Raw genomic sequence first — 18,475 nt, 5'->3', positions numbered from 1 at the left:
TAAGCTTAATCAAAGAATACTCGCCATAACCAAGACGAATCTAAATCATCTTTGCATTGAGTGTATTGCGCAGCATAACGTTTTGAACGGGTGTCGACTTTATTGGCTACTGGCGTTAACCATTTTTTGGCTTTATAACTACCACGCTTATAACCGCCCCAGCCTTCGTGATAATTTAAGTATTGGTTTTTAGCATCCCACTTTGATACGCCATTAATTTTATGGGTTTTGTAAATAAACCAGCCCATAAAGTCCATCGCATCATCAAAATCACTACGGCTAGACCAATTGTTACCGGTTTCGCGAACGTAATCGTCCCACGTCATGGTTTTAGCTTGTGCGTAGCCATAGGCATCGCTGGCTCGTCCGGTGGGGATAAAACCTAAAAAGTATTCCATTGGTGGTGCGGCATTATGTTTGAATGAACTTTCTTGGTACATCATCGCTAAAGGGACATGTACTGGAACGCCCCATTTTTCACGGGTATCTACTGCGGCTTCATACCAAGAACGGTGTTCTTTAAAAATAGCACACAGATTATCAGGCTCTTTCGGAGGCGAGGTGGCACAACCTGCTAATGACAGTAATACAATTGCGCTAACGACACCTAAAAAAAACTTCATAACACCTCTACCAGTACCTAAGATATTGATTCTGGGCTCAGTTTTACATCAATTAAAAACCAATGCAATTATCGTTACATTTTTTGTTGCATTGTTTTATAAGGGAACACCCATTATTTCAACAATGCGCCTCAAACTGAAAAGACTGAGTGACTCTGATTGAGCACATAATGAATGGAGTGGGTATTATCGTTTCATTTCACATTGATGAGATTCTGTTTGCCAAATGATTGGCTGCCAGTAGTCCTGATTTTGACCAATATAGATTTTATCGGTATTGAATTGAGCGGCAATATGATAGCGCTGATCGAGCTCAACATTAACAGTCAATACTTTCACTTTACGGGCCGATAATGACACTTTTAATTCTGGTGAGTTAATCAGCTCTGCCACTGTAAATGCATGCTCGCCTGGCGATAATAGGTAATTGGGCCTTGAAATAACGGCAACGCCATCCAAGTGAGTGACCACGACACGGTATAAGTTGGCACTGTTATCGGGCGCTAAATAACTCGATACAGTACCGCACTCTACCATTTCATCTGGCGATGAAGCACAGCCATGTAAAGCTAATGCCGCTACCGCTACAAGCAGTGCTCGCCAAGATGAATAAGCTTGCATGATTACTTCGCCTCGAAAGTGCCTGCAGGAACAAGATCACTAAAATAGTGAGCGAGGAAAGTCGCAAAATTATCTTGTGGTTGAGCCTCTAAACTGTGCTGCTCAAGCAAAGATTTTTTAGCCTCGTTTTCATAGCTTTGCTCGACTTCATCACTTAATGGGTAATGGCTTAAAAATTCATGATAATCATTTGCCAGTTGTTTAACCCACACGCTATGGTCGGTGCCTTTAACCACGACTTCGTTGATCACTCGCCCTGATAAGGTTTTATCTGGATCATCGATAGCTTCAGACCAAGTGCTTAAGGCTGTTTGGTAAGCATGGCTATCATCACCGTCGAGTAGCTTCGCGATTGTGTTTAATTGTCCAAATAACTCGTGCATCCATTGCGTTAAGCTAATGGTCTTACCGTTACGTTGTAATTCAAGCCCAGGTTTACGGCCTTCTAATACTACGGCTTTCAAGTTAGCGGCAATCTCTGCGTCGCCGACGGCATCGGTATCTTCAGATGGCGATAATAAGCAATACAATAAAAATAGGTCTAGGAAACGTACTTGAGTTGCATCTATCCCAACAGGGCTAAATGGATTAACGTCTAAGGCACGTACTTCAATATACTCAACACCTGCACGAGCTAAAGCTTGTGAAGGTTTCTCGCCTTTTTGGGTGACACGTTTTGCACGGATTGGCGCGTAAAATTCATTTTCAATTTGCAAAATATTACTATTGAGTTGGCGGTATTCACCGTCGACATTAATACCAATCTTTTCAAACTTTTTCGATGGCATTTTAATTGCTGCGCCGACGCCTTCAAGGTAGTCAGGCAATGAGTTATAGCTAATATTAAGCGTGTCTTGTTCTTTATTGGTATAGCCTAGATCACTCATGCGCAATGAGGTTGCATAAGGAAGGTATAAGGTCCCTTTACCGGTTTTTTTAAATTCGAAATCAACGTCTTGATCTTTTATAAATGAACTGCATAATGCTGGCGTTGAACCAAATAAATACGGTAACACCCACACTAAACGACGGTAGTTACGGATCAGTCCAAAATAAGATTCTGAGATAAAGTCTTCAAAGCTGATATTTTTACTGCAACAAGCGGCACCGTTGGTCATCTTGTCATCATACAAACGTTGCCATAAATCTTGCGACACCGAAAAGTTAAAATGAACCCCAGAAATGATCTGCATTAATGCACCATAACGATGGGTTAACCCTTTACGATATAAGGTTTTCATTTTACCGTTATTGGAGCTGCCATATCGTGCGACAGGAATATCACTGACTTCACCTACGTAACATGGCATGCTGACAGGCCACAATTTTTGGCCGTTAAGGTTACGCACACTGTAAGCGTGGGTTTGCGTTAACCCCTCGAGCAAATCATCAATACTGTGACAGACTGGCGTAATAAATTCTAATAAGGCTTCGCTGTAATCAGTGGTAATGCGCGAATGGGTCAGAGCAGAACCGAGCGCTTCTGGGTGTCCGTCTTGTGCTAAATGGCCGTTTTCATCAATACGCAATGCTTCACGTTCAATACCACGTAACATGCCCAATAAAGCCTCACGGCCTTGAGTGTCGCTTAAGTGTTCGACTTTTTCATTGAAAGACTTCAATTTACTACTCTCTTTTATGGATTCGCATTGCGAGTAAACAGCTAGACCTGATAATAAACGAGATTATTACTGAAAACGCGAAAAAAAATGTAACTCAGTATAATTAGCGTGTTTATGGGTGTTAAATTAAAAAACGGCAACACAAATTGTCACCGTTGATAGAGCCTTAAACATTATCTTTTATTTGCCAAAATAACCAACACCGTATGGTATTACGATTAAAGCACATAATTTAGCTCAACCTATATTTATAATAGACTGAGCTAAGTATACATCTCATGTATATGAGGTTAACACTAGCTTATTTCAAGGCTAGTGTTAACCCTTGTAGTAACAAGTGTTCAACTAGTCGGCAAGTGTCATCATTTCAATCTGATACCCAAGGGCTTTTAATTGAGGTACAACGGTGGTTTTATCACCCACCACCAACATTGCCATATCATTGATATTTAATAACTTACTGGCAAGTTTGTTTAATTCATCTGTCGAAATGTTTTTCACAATTTTGTCTTGCTTAGCCGTAAAGTTTTTATCGAGCTGATAACGTTGGATCATTCTTAGAAAACCGGCTTTTTGATACGGGGTTTCGTATTCTAATGCCTGGCTTTGCGCAATCGAACTGCGCATAAAGGCACTTTCTTCGTCGGTCATACCCGACGCTTGGTATGCATTAATTTCGTTAATAAACTCAGCTAATGCTAATCCTGTTACATCGCTTCTTACGCTAGCATACGCCATAAACTGACCGGTATCTTCTGCGCCACCAAACTGAGTACGCGCACCATAGGTGTAACCTTTATCTTCACGCAGATTAAGATTAATACGGCTATTAAACGCATCTCCTAATGGGTAGTTCATCAAATAAGCTTTAAAGTAATCGCCTGTTGCATCATACGGTAACGACACTTGGCCGATATTAATCACCGACTGTGCTGCACCAGGTTTATCAATCAAATAAATGGTGTTTTTAAGGTGTGTTGGTAATGCAGGCAGTGCTGCAACCTGAGTCGCCTCACCTTGCCATTCATTAAATATCGACAACTTAGGCATTATTTGTTGTTGATTTAAGTCTGATACCACAACCATTTGAGCATTACCTGCACGGTATTGCTGTTGGTAAAATTGCTTTACGTCATCTAGCGTTAATGCCGATATTGATTTAATCGTACCATTACTGCTGATCCCTAATGGACTATTGTTGCCATATAACAAGGCAGCAAAACCACTACGGGCTAGATAGTTAGCATCGGACATTTGATGTTGCAAACCTTGCAACTGCTGTTGTTTGACTCGTTCAAAGTCTGCAGCAACAAAACCGGGACTGAATAAACGCTCTTTAACGATAGCAAGCGTGGCATCTAGGTTTGCCGTTAAACTCGACACTTTAAGGTAGCTTTGTGAATCGCTGGCGCCAAAACTAATCGACGAGCCCAGCATATCAAGCGCCCCAGCTAAATCTTCGCTGCTGCGTTGCGCACTCGACTCATTAAGCATAGATGCGGTTAACTCAGCAAGACCCGCCTTATTATTGGGAGTTAAACGATGGCCGCCATCCAAATAAATAAGCAATTCAACCGTTGGTGTTTCGTCACTTTCAGTGCCCATCACTTTAATGCCATTTACCAGCTTGCTGTCCCATAATTGCGGCACTGTCAGTATCGGGGCCGCGGCTGATGGCGGTATTTTATTGCGATCAAATGAAGATTTAGCGAAAGTGATATCAGATAATCCGGTTACCGCTTCTTGCGCGATAGGCAAAGTAGTCGGTTCAAAATTATCCGCGTGGGCGATTAATTGTGTTTGTCCTTCTGGCACAATACTCATCACCACCATTGGCTTATTTTTAATGTAGGTATTAAATACCCGCATTACATCGGCTTTGGTGACATTAGCATAACGGGCTAAATCCGCAGCCACCATGTCTGGCTTACCAAAAAAGGTTTGATTAGCGGCAAGTGTAGAGACTTTTCCGGCGACACTTTGCATGCCAAAAATAGTGTTGGCTTCGAACTGTACTTTGACTTTTTGCAAGTCATCGTCGGTTACGCCACGTTGTTCAAACTCACTGATAGTTTGATTTATTTTAGTTTCAAGATCAGCAAGACTGCCACCTTTACTTGGGTTCGCGACAGCGTAAAGAGATAACTGACAAGTAAGCTCTTGGCATGGATGACTCACCGCAGCTTGGACCGCATAACCATCTTTGACCAAATTTTTATAGATAAGTGACGTTTTACCGCCACCGAGAATATTAGCGAGCAAATCGAGTGCAGCTTCGTCTTTATGTTGCGCGTAAACAGTGGGGAATCCCATGTATATTAATGGTAAATGTACTTTGTCTTCCATCGATATATAACGGGTTTTATCCAATGTCACCATGGTTTTAGCTTCAGGCTTAACCGTAGGCCCGGCTGGAATTTCACCAAAGTACTTATTTACCCATGCCAGCGTTTGCATCTCATCAAAGTCGCCACCAATGGTTAAGGTCGCATTGTTAGGCCCATACCAACGTTGAAAAAAATGTTTCACATCAGCAACTGTGGCGCGATCTAAATCATCTGGCCAACCAATAACAGGCCAAGAATACGGATGACCCGCTGGATAAAATGCTTGGTTAAAACGTTCATTTAAACGGCCATAAGGACGATTATCAATCCGTTGTGCACGTTCATTTTTGACGGTTTCACGTTGCACTTCGAATTTTTCACTCGTGAGGGCGGGCAGTAAAAAGCCCATACGGTCAGACTCTAACCAGAGCATTTTCTCTAGTTGATTACTTGGCACTGTTTCAAAATAATTAGTTCTGTCGGTATTGGTAGTGCCGTTTAATGTTCCGCCCGCTTCAGTAACCACTTTAAAATGCTGTTCATCACCAACGTGTTGTGACCCTTGGAACATCATATGTTCAAATAAATGCGCAAAGCCACTGCGTCCGGCTAATTCACGGGCTGAACCGACATGATAGGTCACATCGACATGAGCTAATGGATCTGACTTGTCTTGATGTAAAATCACGGTTAAGCCGTTGGCTAACTGATATTTTTTATAAGGAATGCTAACTTGATTTTCTATCGGCGTGGCGTTTTCAATTAAGGTAACGCCTTGGGGCAAACTCGACGACTGGTACCCATCATATGCGCAGCCACTTAACGCTGCACTGATGGCCGCTGCTAATATCCATTTATTCAAATTTAGTTTCAAAATCGACTCCTTCCTTAAAACAAAAAAACCATCGTTGCAGAAGTAACGCGGTATCAATACTCAAACGTATACGTCATCAGCAATACAATGACGCTATAACGTAATAATTTACCCATAAACATAAATAATGAGGCGGGCAAGATAGGTATTTTTAACCATCCAGCCAGTAAACATAGCAAATCACCGATTATCGGCAACCAAGATAATAATAAGGCCCACATACCATATTTTTCTATCCATGCGAGTGCATAGCGGTATTGACGACGTTGAATATCTTGTGGATTCTTGGCTAACCGCCCTGCTCGACCAAGACCATAACTGGTTATCGCACCAAGCGTATTACCAATAGTGGCCAGTATTAATAATTCGAACCATAAAGATGGCGTTTGATTAAGTAATGCCACCAGTAACACTTCTGAGCCGCCAGGCAAAAGCGTTGCAGCGAAAAAGGCGCCGCTGAACATTAACCATAAACTCGTCATCGATAAATCTTATTGTGCACTAGCATATTCATTCCAATGACTATTCATTTTATTTTTATCGTACCTTCACAATGAATATCTGCACAGCATAATATGAATATATTGAACGCGATAAATCTTAAATTAACTCACCAGTATCTCAAGAGTGCTTTAAACACTATGCAGATACACAATCACGATACCGTTCATTGTGACGTAAACATGCAAGGTTACCCCACTCAATATACAAAAATTGAGCAACAACAGCGCGAATACGTTAATGAATAGTGAAAAAACTTAAAGTTATAATAACAAATTTAGTTATTCATATAAGTTATAATAAAATAACGTTGTTTGTCATTCGCTCACTTCATACAATGCGATTAATGTTTATTAACCTCAACGGGTTTATTAGGACATTATTTAGCGTAAATACTTCGCATAGTCCTAAAAAACTAGACAGTAATACAGCGTCACATCGCCATTGTAGGGTTTAGCTTTTAGTAATTAATCACTCATTAGTGAACTAATGGGTCACGTACAACGATGTTGCCTAATCATATTTAGCGACGTCACAATGACATAATTTGGAACTTTCATGATATTGCAAACGCTCAAACGCATCCCTTTTTGGCAGAAAGTCATTGCAGGTTTTGTTTTAGGAACACTCACTGGTGTCGGATTAGGCGAGTCAGCCGTGATGTTAAAGCCTCTTGGCGATCTGTTTATCAGTGCCATTAAAATGCTGGTTGCTCCTTTGGTATTTTGTGCCATTGTGGTGAGCATTACCTCTCTGGGCTCGCAAGGTAATTTAAAGCGTTTAAGCTTTAAAACCTTAGCCATGTTTATGTTTACCGGCACCATTGCTTCATTTATTGGTTTAACTGTCGGCAGCCTTATCGACATGGGCGGTAACCTAGCCTTAGCCACATCGGAAGTTCGCGAACGTGATATTCCAGGCTTTGCTCAGGTATTACTCAATATGATCCCGGTGAATCCGTTTGCCTCATTAGCCGACGGCAATGTGCTTCAAATTATTGTCTTTGCCGCGTTAATAGGCATTGCCATTAATGCTGTGGGCGAGAAAGCAGCACCGCTTAAAAACGTGATTGAAGCTGGCGCTGAAGTGATGTTTCAACTAACGCGTATGGTATTAAAACTGACACCTATTGGTGTATTTGGTTTAATGGCTTGGGTTGTGGGCGAGTATGGCTTAAGTACATTATTACCATTGGGTAAGTTTATTATTGCGATTTATATTGCCGCGTTAATTCATATTATCTTTGTGTATGGCGGTTTAGTTAAATTTGCTGCGGGTTTAAGCCCACTGCAATTTTTCCGTAAAGCCATGCCGGCTCAAATTGTGGCCTTTAGTACCGCATCAAGTTTTGGTACTTTACCTGCCAGCACACGTAGTACTGAAGCAATGGGCGTATCGAAACGTTACAGTGCTTTTGTACTGCCACTCGGCGCAACCATGAACATGGACGGTTGTGGCGGTATTTATCCTGCTATTGCGGCCATTTTTATTGCGCAAATTTACGGTATTCCGCTTGATATGACGGACTACATGTTGATTGCGGTAACGGCAACGGTAGCGTCTGTCGGCACAGCAGGAGTTCCTGGTAGTGCGATGGTGATGTTAACCGTGACTTTGGGCGTGATAGGCTTACCACTAGAAGGTATTGCCTTCATCGCAGCCATTGACCGTATTATTGATATGATCCGCACGGCAACTAACGTGACTGGCGATATGATGACTGCGGTTGTGATTGGAAAATCGGAAGGCCAATTGGACGTAGAGCAATTTTACTCAGATGAAAAACCGGTTGAGCAAGCCGCTTAACAGTATTTTCATTGTATGGTTTGACCTAAAATACCTTGATCATTTTTAAACAAGCCAGCACTTTTTAGTGCTGGCTTTTTAATGTCAATCGTCAAAAAAGATAAACGCCCATAAATGAGTGAAGGCTATTGAGCTAACGCTGGAATGACTTAAATTGGAAAAGTGCTCCACATCCAAAAATCTAGGTCAACAGTCGTCTACATCAGAAACGATCTACGTTGAACCCGACAGTTTCAATCCGATAATGCCAATAACAATTAACAGTAGACTCACTAATCGAATCAATGTGACTGACTCGTTAAACAATACCATTCCTAGTATTGCAGTCCCTACCATTCCCACTCCAACCCAAATAGCATAAGCCGTTCCAACGGGCAACGATTTCATCGCAATGCCCAGTAGCCCAACACTAATCAACATGGCGACAATAGTACCGACGCTTGGCCATAAACGAGTAAAACCTTCGCTATATTTAAGTCCTATCGCCCATACAATTTCAAATAATCCCGCTACCACCAAAATAAACCAAGACATACACACCTCTGTGTTACGGGGCCGTCCCCGGATGAAATAGAGAGGTAAGGTCGTCCTCACGTCACATAAACAGATATCGGTATCACAAAAACAACCTAAGCCAATATCTTGTGATTAGGGCATTCACTGAGTAGGTTGCGATCTACTATTGGTACGTTTTACCCTGATGCATCAACCAACCATTAAGGTGGCGGCCATTAGGATCGTCATGAGTCCAATGCACTACGCCGCCTTTGTTATTCCATTCATACACACCGTAAAATTGTATCTCATCACCGACCGATATCGCATCAATCCGTGGCGCTAAATCAATATTATGTGCAATTAATACGGTGAACGAAGAAGATATTTTAACAATTAATCTTTGATGTCTAGCACCTTTATTGTCATCTGGTAGCAGTTTAACCACGGTTCCCAGACCTTGTACCTGAACATTTTCCTGCTGATGCTCAAATGCTTGCTGGATGAGTGCATTGTTATTTTGGGCTACAGAATATTGCACTGTGGAGTTAGATTTGAGTGCGGTGGTTGATGTATCGGTGAATGATTCAGCCACACTATATTGCGGTAAAACGAACCATTGATATGACGAAAAAATTATAACGAGTAACGCGAGCCATTTTTTCATGTGTTGTGCTTTCCTTAGCCTAATTAACAAGATAGTTAAACAGATATTATACGATAACAACCCAAAAGGAACACAAGATAGTGATGATGGTGATGATGGTGATGATGGTGATGATGGTGAGCATGCATTATGACTAAAGTTCTTTAGATTATAAATTGATTATGCAGGCAGTGAATTTTATCTAAGCCAGTCTAATTTAGCACCGTTAGAGACCACGGATTAGCAGCAATTTTAGGCTCTACATAAGATAGTAGCAGGAATAGTTAACTGACTTGGTTGAGCTTAGGGGGGTAAATAGATTTCAAAACTGGACACAAAAACGCAATGTAAAAAAAGATTAAAGCGAGTATCAATTGATACTCGCTTTTTTCACTAGCTTGCCAAATTAGAACTTAGCGTTTGCCCAAAGCCACACTTTATCAGTATCAACTTTACCGGCTCCAGCATCGCCTGCTGAATAAGCGGCGTATTTAACACCTACGGTATAATTTTTATCAATTGGTAAACTGAATACGGCGTCAATTTCGTCGCCTAAATCGTTTACCGTAGCGCTAGATTCGTCAGCTTCAAAATCATGGTAAACCAACGCCCAATTACCACCAACAATACTACCACCAATAGACACATAGGTATCGGCTAGCCCTTGGGCTGGCGTCCCTAAAAATTGATCAGACCAACCATTAAATGCGTGTAAAGTGGCAAGCGGTGTTGCAAAACCATATTCACCATTATCAGACCCAAGCAGCTCGTATCCTAACTTGACGGTCAGCCCGCTAAAACCTACGCCAACTTCGCCCAATAAATAATCAGCAGAATAAGATGTAGTTGCGGTATCGGCATCTTGTGTGGCGTATTCTACCGTATAAAGTAGTTTGATTTTGTCGATATCTTTAGCACCAGCAAAGCGCACGCCATAGGTGTCAACGCCGTTATCAAGGTTGGTATCTTCCTCAAGCAGATAGCCGTAAGCACTTAGCTTACCCAAGCCTAAATTATATGATGCATTGATGATGTGATCTTTTGAATCTATGTCTTTTATTTCTGCAAAAATACGGTTGCGCTTGTAGATATAGCCATAGTCAACGCTAAAGTCATTCATTGCATATTGCATAGTAACGGCATCGAATGTTTGGCGATCTTGACGCCAGCCAACATGGCCGATAAAACGTTGGTTATCGATAGCAATAACTTGACGCCCAGCTTTAGCAGTAAAACCATTACGCTTGTATTGTAAGAAAGCCTGGTCTAATTCAGTTGTTTCAGGGTCTGCAATCACAGAGTAATCAGCATTGTTGCCAATCGCGTCATTATAATCATTAACCCCTGCTAAGCTGCGTGAATCCTCAAACTCAACTAAAGCTGTTAAGCCGTAATATTCAGCGGTCGCAAAGGTTAAACGAGTCCGAAGTGTCAATGCATCAGCATCTTTTAACGCATTGTCTTGATCGACAGATTCATAACGCAAATTCAAATCTACATTTGCAGTTCCCTGAGTCACTGCATCAGCGATTGATGTGACTTTAACATCCGCTGCAGAAGCATTTCCCATAGCCAGTAATAGTGAACAACTAAGTACTGATAAGGCACATTTTTTTGTAAAGGCAGAATTTAGGCAAGCCTTATCCGCAACTTGACTCGCAAGCAGTTTTTTATTCATCTTACATCCCAAATAGTTATTTTAAGTTAAGTTATCAACACGCTGTAAAGCGTAACAGTGCGACTAGCAAACTAACTGTTGCTTACTTTAACGGCTTCATTAATTGGTGTCTGTGATTTATCTTGCATTTTAAATACTTGTTTTGTTGCTGACAGTGATTCTATCTTGCGTTGTTTTTCATACAGGAATTTAAGTACCTCAGAACGCAGTCGGTTGTACTCAGTATCTTGAGCTAACGCTAGGCGGTTTCTTGGCCTTTGAAGGTCGACTGTTAAAATTTCACCCACTGTGGCTTCTGGACCATTGGTCATCATGACAATTTTGTCAGACAGCAACACAGCTTCGTCTACATCGTGGGTAATCATAATCACGGTATTATTTAACTGACTTTGGATCTCCATTAACGAGTCCTGCATGTGTGCTCGTGTTAACGCATCTAATGCTCCAAATGGCTCATCCATCAGCAACACTTCCGGTTGCATAGCAAGCGCCCTTGCAATACCGACTCGTTGTTTCATTCCACCAGAAATCTCTCCTGGACGTTTATGCATAGCATGATCCATCTGCACTAATTGCAGGTTATGTTCAATCCACTGTTTCATTTCTGTTTTGCTCATCTTGCCAGCAAACACTTGTTTTACAGCAAGCTCAACGTTTTGATAGGCACTTAACCAAGGGAGTAACGAATGATTTTGAAATACCACCGCCCGTTCAGGTCCTGGCGCTTTAACTTCAGTACTTTTTAAAATGACCCCACCAGAGCTGGCTTGGTATAAACCTGCAACAATATTCAGTACGGTCGATTTGCCACAACCAGAGTGACCAATCAAAGAGATAAACTCGCCTTTATTTATCTTCAAATTCACGTCTTTAAGCGCTGTAAAAGATCCTGTAGGCGTGGGAAAAACCATATCAACGCCGCTAATCTCTAAAAATGTGCTCATGTTGTTACCCTCATTGATCCCAAGATACCCAATGCTGTAAGGCCAGAATGCCTCGGTCTAATAAAAAGCCAATAAAGCCAATCACAACCACCGCGGCCATAATTCGCGCTAATGAATCAGAACTACCATTTTGAAATTCATCCCAAACAAATTTTCCAAGCCCCGGATTTTGCGCAAGCATTTCCGCGGCAATCAATACCATCCACGCGACCCCTAGGGATAAGCGCATACCGGTAAAAATCATTGGGATAGATGCTGGTAAGACGATTTTTTGCACATGGGTTATTGCCGATAACCGCAATACTTTGCTGACATTGATGAGGTCGCTGTCGATACTCGTCACGCCGATTGTAGTGTTGATAATCATTGGCCAAACACTGCACAAGGTGACCGTGAGCATGGAGTTAATAAATGATTTAGACACTAGCGGATCCGGCGAGACATACAGCGCACTGACCACCATGGTAACTAAAGGCAACCAAGCGAGTGGCGATACGGGTTTAAAAATTTGAATAATGGGGTTAATTGCTGCCTGCAAACTGCGGCTTAACCCCATCCAAATCCCCAATGGAATAGCAATAATGGCCGCTAAAATAAAACCACTCATGACGGTAATTAGACTAGTGACAATTTGATCCCAAAAAGTTTCTTTACCTGTGTAAGCACGTACTTTGGCGACATAACTTGGATCGTTAGCAACACGCGCCTCATTTCGTGTTTCTTGACGTTGATAAAAAGCCTCGGCCTTTTCGCGCTCAGTTATATGCTCCTGATACAAATTGTCAAATTGCGACACGACAGCAACCGGTCCCGGAAACTTACCTAGAGAGGTTTCAATACTATTAGCTGTCACCGCCCACAGAGCTAAAAATATCGCAATGCCGATAAACGGTAATAGTATCGCCCTACTTAACTCGGCTATTTTCAGCATAACAACTGCCATGTTGCCTCGTTCAATTAAGCGATTTTGTGCAATAGAATAAAGACTGTTCATCCAAGACTCCTTAACGGTTTGTTACAGCTTGTCGCCTTGCTTTAATCCAATTACAAATGAATTAATGTAAGCATTAGGCTTGCTGCCGTCGTAAACTAAGTTATCAATAAAGTGAGTTTGCGGTGCTTTGAAACCGGTTTCTTTACTGAAATCTGGAAAGTCAGCTGCGGGGATGAGCTTATCGTCGATGAGTGATTGCGCGGCTTTAGCATAAATATCTGGACGATAGACTTTTGCGGCGATGTCTTTATACCAATCGTCAGATTTATCTTGTTCAATTTGGCCCCAACGGCGCATTTGAGTTAAATACCAAATCGCATCTGAGTAATATGGATAAGTTGCGTGATGCCTAAAAAATACATTGAAGTCTGGAACCGCGCGCTTATCGCCTTTTTCATATTCGAACGTACCCGTCATACTATTAGCAATCACCTCATAGTCAGCACCAACATAATTAGATTGAGACAATATTTTTACGGCTTCTGGGCGGTTAGCATTGTTATTGTCGTCTAACCATTTAGCGGCGCGGATCAACGCACGAGTAAGGCGTATAGTGGTATTTGGATATTTTTCGGCAAACTCGGCTGTAATACCAAACACTTTTTCAGGATTATCTTTCCAAATTTCATAATCGGTCACCACAGGTACACCAATGCCTTTAAACACAGCTTGCTGATTCCAGGGCTCACCAACGCAATAGCCATTAATTGTGCCCGCTTCCAGTGTCGAGGGCATTTGTGGGGGCGGAGTTACCGACAGCAAAGCTTGTGCATCAATCTGCCCTGATGTATCTCCTTTATGAGGTGCGTAAAACCCAGGATGAATCCCACCAGCGGCTAACCAGTAACGCAATTCATAGTTATGTGTAGAAACCGGAAACACCATACCCATATTAAATGGCTTACCAACCGCTTTAAATTCTTCAACTACGGGCTTTAGTGCATCAGCTTTAATGGGATGAACGGGAAAACCGTCTGCCTGTTTAGCAATGTGCGGCTTCATTTTGGCCCAAACGTCGTTTGATACCGTAATTGCGTTACCATTTAAATCCATCGAAAATGGGGTAATAATGTGCGCTTTAGTACCGTAACCAATTGTTGCAGCAATTGGTTGACCCGCTAACATGTGGGCCCCATCTAATCGACCATCAATCACACCATCGAGTAACACTTTCCAATTTGCCTGCGCTTCAATCGTGACGTATAAACCTTCTTCTTCGAAATAACCTTTTTCATAAGCAACCGCAATAGGTGCCATATCAGTTAATTTGATAAAACCAAACCTGAGCTCTTCTTTTTCAGGAAAGCCCACTTCGGCACTTACAGTGTTGATACACAAACTTGCCCCAATACTGACCCCCAGTAATAAAGACTTAATCTGCTGAGTTAACGATATTTTCCAGTTCATATTATTTCCCCGTTATGAAAATTGACAATAAAAAAAGGCGCTTCGGATATCCATTTAGGAATATCTCGATAGCGCCTTTGCTAAAATTGAATTTATTAAATATTATTTATCAGTCAGTTAGTTGTAAAATTGATAACCTGTACTGTCTAAAAAGACTGGATATGGCTCATCAAATATACAACCTTTGCTATCCATTTTTCATGCCAAAACATTAACAGGTTGATTTTGAATAACTTTAATTTTAACAATTAAATAACGTAATGCTACTACAGTGCAATAAAACAGTTTAAGTGCACCAATATGCATCAAAAGAGGTATAAGTAATTTTGTACCAGTAGATAAAAACAAAAAAGCCAACGCAAAGGCATTGGCTTTTGAATCATCTGATAAGTTTTAGCCTAGTACTGCCAGCAAAACACCTGCAGCAACAGCACTGCCTAGCACACCTGCTACGTTAGGTCCCATAGCATGCATGAGTAAGAAGTTTTGGTTGTTAGCCTCTAAACCTACCTTATTCACTACTCGTGCAGCCATTGGCACAGCAGAAACGCCTGCTGCACCGATAAGTGGGTTAATTTTTCCGCCAGAGAGCTTACTCATTAATTTAGCCATCAATACCCCAGAAGCAGTACCAATACTAAACGCAACCGCGCCAAGGATTAAAATACCTAGCGTTTCGATACGCAGAAATTGATCTGCTGATAGCTTAGACCCAACAGCAAGACCTAAAAAGATAGTCACTATGTTGATTAACTCGTTTTGCGCCGTTTTCGATAAACGATCCACTACGCCCGATTCGCGCATTAAATTGCCCAAACAGAACATGCCAATTAATGGGGTTGCTGCAGGTAAAAATAAAATGGTTAACCCTAGCACCATCAGTGGAAAGATAATTTTCTCTTTCTTACTGACTTCACGCAATTGTTCCATTTTAATTTCACGTTCGGCTTTAGTGGTTAGCAGTTTCATGATCGGCGGCTGAATTAATGGCACTAACGCCATGTATGAGTATGCAGCAACAGCAATCGCCCCTAACAATTCAGGCGCTAGTTTAGAGGCTAAGAAAATTGCCGTTGGACCATCTGCTCCACCAATAATGGCAATAGCTGCAGCATCTTGCATACTAAACTCAAACCCAGGTACCCAATTTAAGGCAATAGCACCAAGTAAAGTGGCAAAAATCCCAAATTGCGCCGCAGCCCCTAACAATAGTGTTTTAGGGTTAGCAATTAGCGCACCAAAATCAGTTAATGCACCCACCCCCATGAAGATGAGCAATGGGAATACCCCAGTCTCAATCCCGACATGGTAAGCGTAATACAGTAAGCCACCTTCATCGGTAAAACCTGCATTAGGAATGTTGGCTAATATGGCGCCAAATCCGATAGGTAATAACAATAACGGTTCAAATCCTTTAATTATCGCTAGAAATAACAATAAACAACCAACAGCCATCATTAGCAGTTGGCCACCAGTAAAGTTAGCGACACCCGTTTCAGCCCAAAAAGCCAATAATCCTTCCATTTCGACCTCTTATGCTAATGACAACAATGTTGAACCTACAGTTACACTGTCACCTTGCTTAACCGCTAACTGAGTTACAACACCATCTTGTTGAGCACGAATTTCGGTTTCCATTTTCATCGCCTCCAGGATAATGATCACTTCACCGGTTTTAACCGCTTGACCATTACTGACTAACACTTTGAAAATATTTCCCGATAACGGCGCGGCCATGGTGCACTTAATCTCACCCGTAGGCGCTGAGGCGACCGTTGCAGACGCTGCCGTAATAGATGCAGCTGATGCTGGCGCGATGTGACCAATCTCACCACCTTCACTCACTTCAACCACAAAATGTTGACCATCGACATCGACGGTATAGGTTTGTGGGCCTTTATCGGCTTCCACTTGTAAATCATCTGCACTTGGGACAGGTTCAAACGCATCCGGATTGCCGCGATTTTTAAGAAACTTAAGACCAATTTGATTGAACAACGCATAAGTCATTACATCGTCATCTGATTCTGCAGCTAAACTAAAGCCCTGCTCTTTGGCGGCTTCGGCAAGCTCGACACGTAACTTATCTAATTCTGGTGCAATTAAATCGGCTGGGCGACACGTAATTGGCTGTTCGCCTTTTAGCACTCTGGCTTGTAGTTCTGCATTAACTGGCGCTGGCGTCGCACCATATTCGCCTTTTAGTACACCTTCGGTCTCTTTGGTCATCGACTTGTAACGCTCACCCATCAGCACATTGATCACCGACTGTGAGCCAACAATTTGCGATGTTGGGGTAACGAGAGGTAAGAAACCAAGATCTTCACGTACCCGCGGGATCTCTTCAAGCACGGCATCCATTTTGTCTGCTGCGCCCTGCTCTTTTAATTGATTTTCCATATTGGTTAGCATGCCGCCAGGTACTTGAGCACGTAAAATACGTGAATCAATGCCTTTTAGTGCACCTTCAAAACGGACGTATTTTTTACGCACTTCACGAAAATAGGCTGCTATCTCTTCTAGCAACACCATATCGTAACCGGTTGCCCTGTCGGTATCTTCAACCATTGCCACTAACGTTTCGGTAGCGCTGTGGCCGTAGGTTTGGCTCATTGAAGATATTGCCGTATCAAGCACATCAACGCCCGCTTCAATCGCTTTTTGATATGTAGCGCTGCTTAGGCCCGTTGTTGCATGACAATGCATCGACACCATTAAGTCCGTTTGTGATTTTAAGCGGCTAATGAGGTCATAAGCTTGCATTGGCTTAAGTAAACCCGCCATATCTTTAATACATAAAGAATCTGCGCCCATGTCTTCTAGGCGTTTAGCCATATCAACCCAAGTATCAATGTTGTGAACAGGGCTAGTGGTAAATGAAATGGTGCCTTGGGCATGGCCGCCCACGTTTTTAACCGCTTTAACCGCGGTTTCAAGATTACGGACATCATTCATTGCGTCGAAGATACGAAATACATCAACGCCATTGGTATGAGCTCGTTCTACAAAACGCGTAACGACATCATCGGCATAATGTCGATAACCTAATAAATTTTGGCCTCGAAGCAACATTTGTTGCGGGGTATTAGGCATGGATTTTTTCAATTCGCGAATACGATCCCATGGATCTTCGCCTAAATAACGAATGCATGAATCAAAAGTTGCGCCGCCCCAAGACTCAAGTGACCAGAAGCCTACTTTATCTAATAACGGTGCTATAGGTAACATATCGTCAATACGTAAACGTGTTGCCAATAATGATTGATGTGCGTCACGCAGGACGACATCGGTTAATGCTAATGGCTTGCTCATAATGACTCCAAATTTATTTCGCGCGGTATTGATGTATCGCAGAGGTAATAGCGGCAACCAGCTTAGGGTCTAAGACGGTATGTTTAGGCACATTAGCACTTACCGTTGCTAGCGTAGGAACCTCTACTGGGGCCGGAAAAAGCTTGGCAACAATGCCAATACCGATGATTAAGATACTCAAAAAAATAAATACTAAACCCATGCCCATTACCATAATGCCTAGCGCATCGGATAACTGCTCAGATATCGATGTCATGTGTCCTCACTTTATCTGTTAAACATCAAACCAATACGTTGACTATTCTGTACCGTCCCTCAATGTGCTATCACGGTGCAATGTCACAAAACGTGCACCAAGACAACAACATCCTTAACGACTACAGACATAACTTGACTACTCAAGAAGCATAAATATTCAAACTCAACGCTTATTCAATGAAGGTGTATTTCATGGTAAAAACCGCAAACTGAGTTTGTAAACCTAAAATCCTGTCACAAAATATAAACAATTTACACCAACAATGCTATCTTTTTGTAAATTGGTCTTACCAAAATAGAGAGAACCAATTAAACAAAATCAATAAAATACAAAAAAAATGATAATAACCTGATGAATCATCAATAA

The 18,475-nt window shown here is 41.9% G+C and carries 15 protein-coding genes; 1 reads left to right on the top strand and 14 read right to left on the bottom strand.

The window, feature by feature from the left end; translation table 11 throughout:
- Positions 1-5: 5 nt before the first annotated feature.
- The 5 genes from HNW13_RS02280 to HNW13_RS02260 form a co-directional block, all read right to left on the bottom strand.
- Positions 6-623 (bottom strand): hypothetical protein, encoded by a 618-nt coding sequence (locus HNW13_RS02280; RefSeq protein ID WP_192114465.1) that lies wholly within the window; start codon positions 621-623, stop codon positions 6-8.
- 186 nt (positions 624-809) lie between these two features.
- Complete coding sequence (locus HNW13_RS02275; RefSeq protein ID WP_162022563.1) at positions 810-1,244, bottom strand: hypothetical protein; 435 nt, start codon at positions 1,242-1,244, stop codon at positions 810-812.
- A 2-nt stretch (positions 1,245-1,246) separates the two neighbouring features.
- Entirely contained in the window at positions 1,247-2,866 is a 1,620-nt protein-coding gene (gene gshA, locus HNW13_RS02270) for a glutamate--cysteine ligase (protein WP_192114464.1), read from the bottom strand.
- Positions 2,867-3,211: 345 nt separating this feature from the next.
- Positions 3,212-6,055: a pitrilysin family protein gene (locus HNW13_RS02265; RefSeq protein WP_192114753.1), complete on the bottom strand. Its 2,844-nt coding sequence runs from the start codon at positions 6,053-6,055 to the stop codon at positions 3,212-3,214.
- 65 nt (positions 6,056-6,120) lie between these two features.
- A complete protein-coding gene (locus HNW13_RS02260; protein WP_101085598.1) occupies positions 6,121-6,549 on the bottom strand; it encodes a YqaA family protein in 429 nt (142 codons plus the stop codon).
- A 577-nt stretch (positions 6,550-7,126) separates the two neighbouring features.
- On the opposite strand from HNW13_RS02260, the gene HNW13_RS02255 reads away from it, so the two are divergent.
- Positions 7,127-8,374, top strand: coding sequence for a dicarboxylate/amino acid:cation symporter (locus HNW13_RS02255; protein ID WP_123777127.1), 1,248 nt, complete (start codon positions 7,127-7,129; stop codon positions 8,372-8,374).
- A gap of 213 nt (positions 8,375-8,587) precedes the next feature.
- On the opposite strand, the gene sugE is transcribed toward HNW13_RS02255, so the two are convergent.
- The 9 genes from sugE to HNW13_RS02210 form a co-directional block, all read right to left on the bottom strand.
- Positions 8,588-8,908: a quaternary ammonium compound efflux SMR transporter SugE gene (gene sugE, locus HNW13_RS02250; protein WP_101085602.1), complete on the bottom strand. Its 321-nt coding sequence runs from the start codon at positions 8,906-8,908 to the stop codon at positions 8,588-8,590.
- A 145-nt stretch (positions 8,909-9,053) separates the two neighbouring features.
- Positions 9,054-9,536, bottom strand: a complete 483-nt coding sequence (locus tag HNW13_RS02245; RefSeq protein ID WP_192114463.1) for a DUF3465 domain-containing protein — start codon at positions 9,534-9,536, stop codon at positions 9,054-9,056.
- Positions 9,537-9,921: 385 nt separating this feature from the next.
- Complete coding sequence (locus HNW13_RS02240) at positions 9,922-11,193, bottom strand: alginate export family protein (protein ID WP_243756157.1); 1,272 nt, start codon at positions 11,191-11,193, stop codon at positions 9,922-9,924.
- 71 nt (positions 11,194-11,264) lie between these two features.
- A complete protein-coding gene (locus HNW13_RS02235) occupies positions 11,265-12,137 on the bottom strand; it encodes an ABC transporter ATP-binding protein (RefSeq protein WP_192114462.1) in 873 nt (290 codons plus the stop codon).
- 10 nt (positions 12,138-12,147) lie between these two features.
- Positions 12,148-13,080, bottom strand: a complete 933-nt coding sequence (locus tag HNW13_RS02230; RefSeq protein WP_197708419.1) for an ABC transporter permease — start codon at positions 13,078-13,080, stop codon at positions 12,148-12,150.
- Between the two features lie 72 nt (positions 13,081-13,152).
- The gene (locus HNW13_RS02225; protein WP_192114461.1) at positions 13,153-14,538 is read right to left on the bottom strand and encodes a CmpA/NrtA family ABC transporter substrate-binding protein; all 1,386 of its coding nucleotides are present in this window, start codon (positions 14,536-14,538) and stop codon (positions 13,153-13,155) included.
- Between the two features lie 393 nt (positions 14,539-14,931).
- Positions 14,932-16,062, bottom strand: a complete 1,131-nt coding sequence (locus HNW13_RS02220) for a sodium ion-translocating decarboxylase subunit beta (protein ID WP_101085612.1) — start codon at positions 16,060-16,062, stop codon at positions 14,932-14,934.
- A gap of 9 nt (positions 16,063-16,071) precedes the next feature.
- Entirely contained in the window at positions 16,072-17,850 is a 1,779-nt protein-coding gene (oadA, locus tag HNW13_RS02215) for a sodium-extruding oxaloacetate decarboxylase subunit alpha (RefSeq protein ID WP_192114460.1), read from the bottom strand.
- A gap of 13 nt (positions 17,851-17,863) precedes the next feature.
- Positions 17,864-18,106, bottom strand: coding sequence for an OadG family transporter subunit (locus HNW13_RS02210; RefSeq protein ID WP_101085616.1), 243 nt, complete (start codon positions 18,104-18,106; stop codon positions 17,864-17,866).
- Between the last annotated feature and the right edge of the window lie 369 nt (positions 18,107-18,475).

Source organism: Shewanella sp. BF02_Schw, from assembly GCF_014596695.2.
Classification (GTDB): domain Bacteria; phylum Pseudomonadota; class Gammaproteobacteria; order Enterobacterales; family Shewanellaceae; genus Shewanella.
This window is presented reverse-complemented; position numbering and strand designations above follow the sequence as displayed.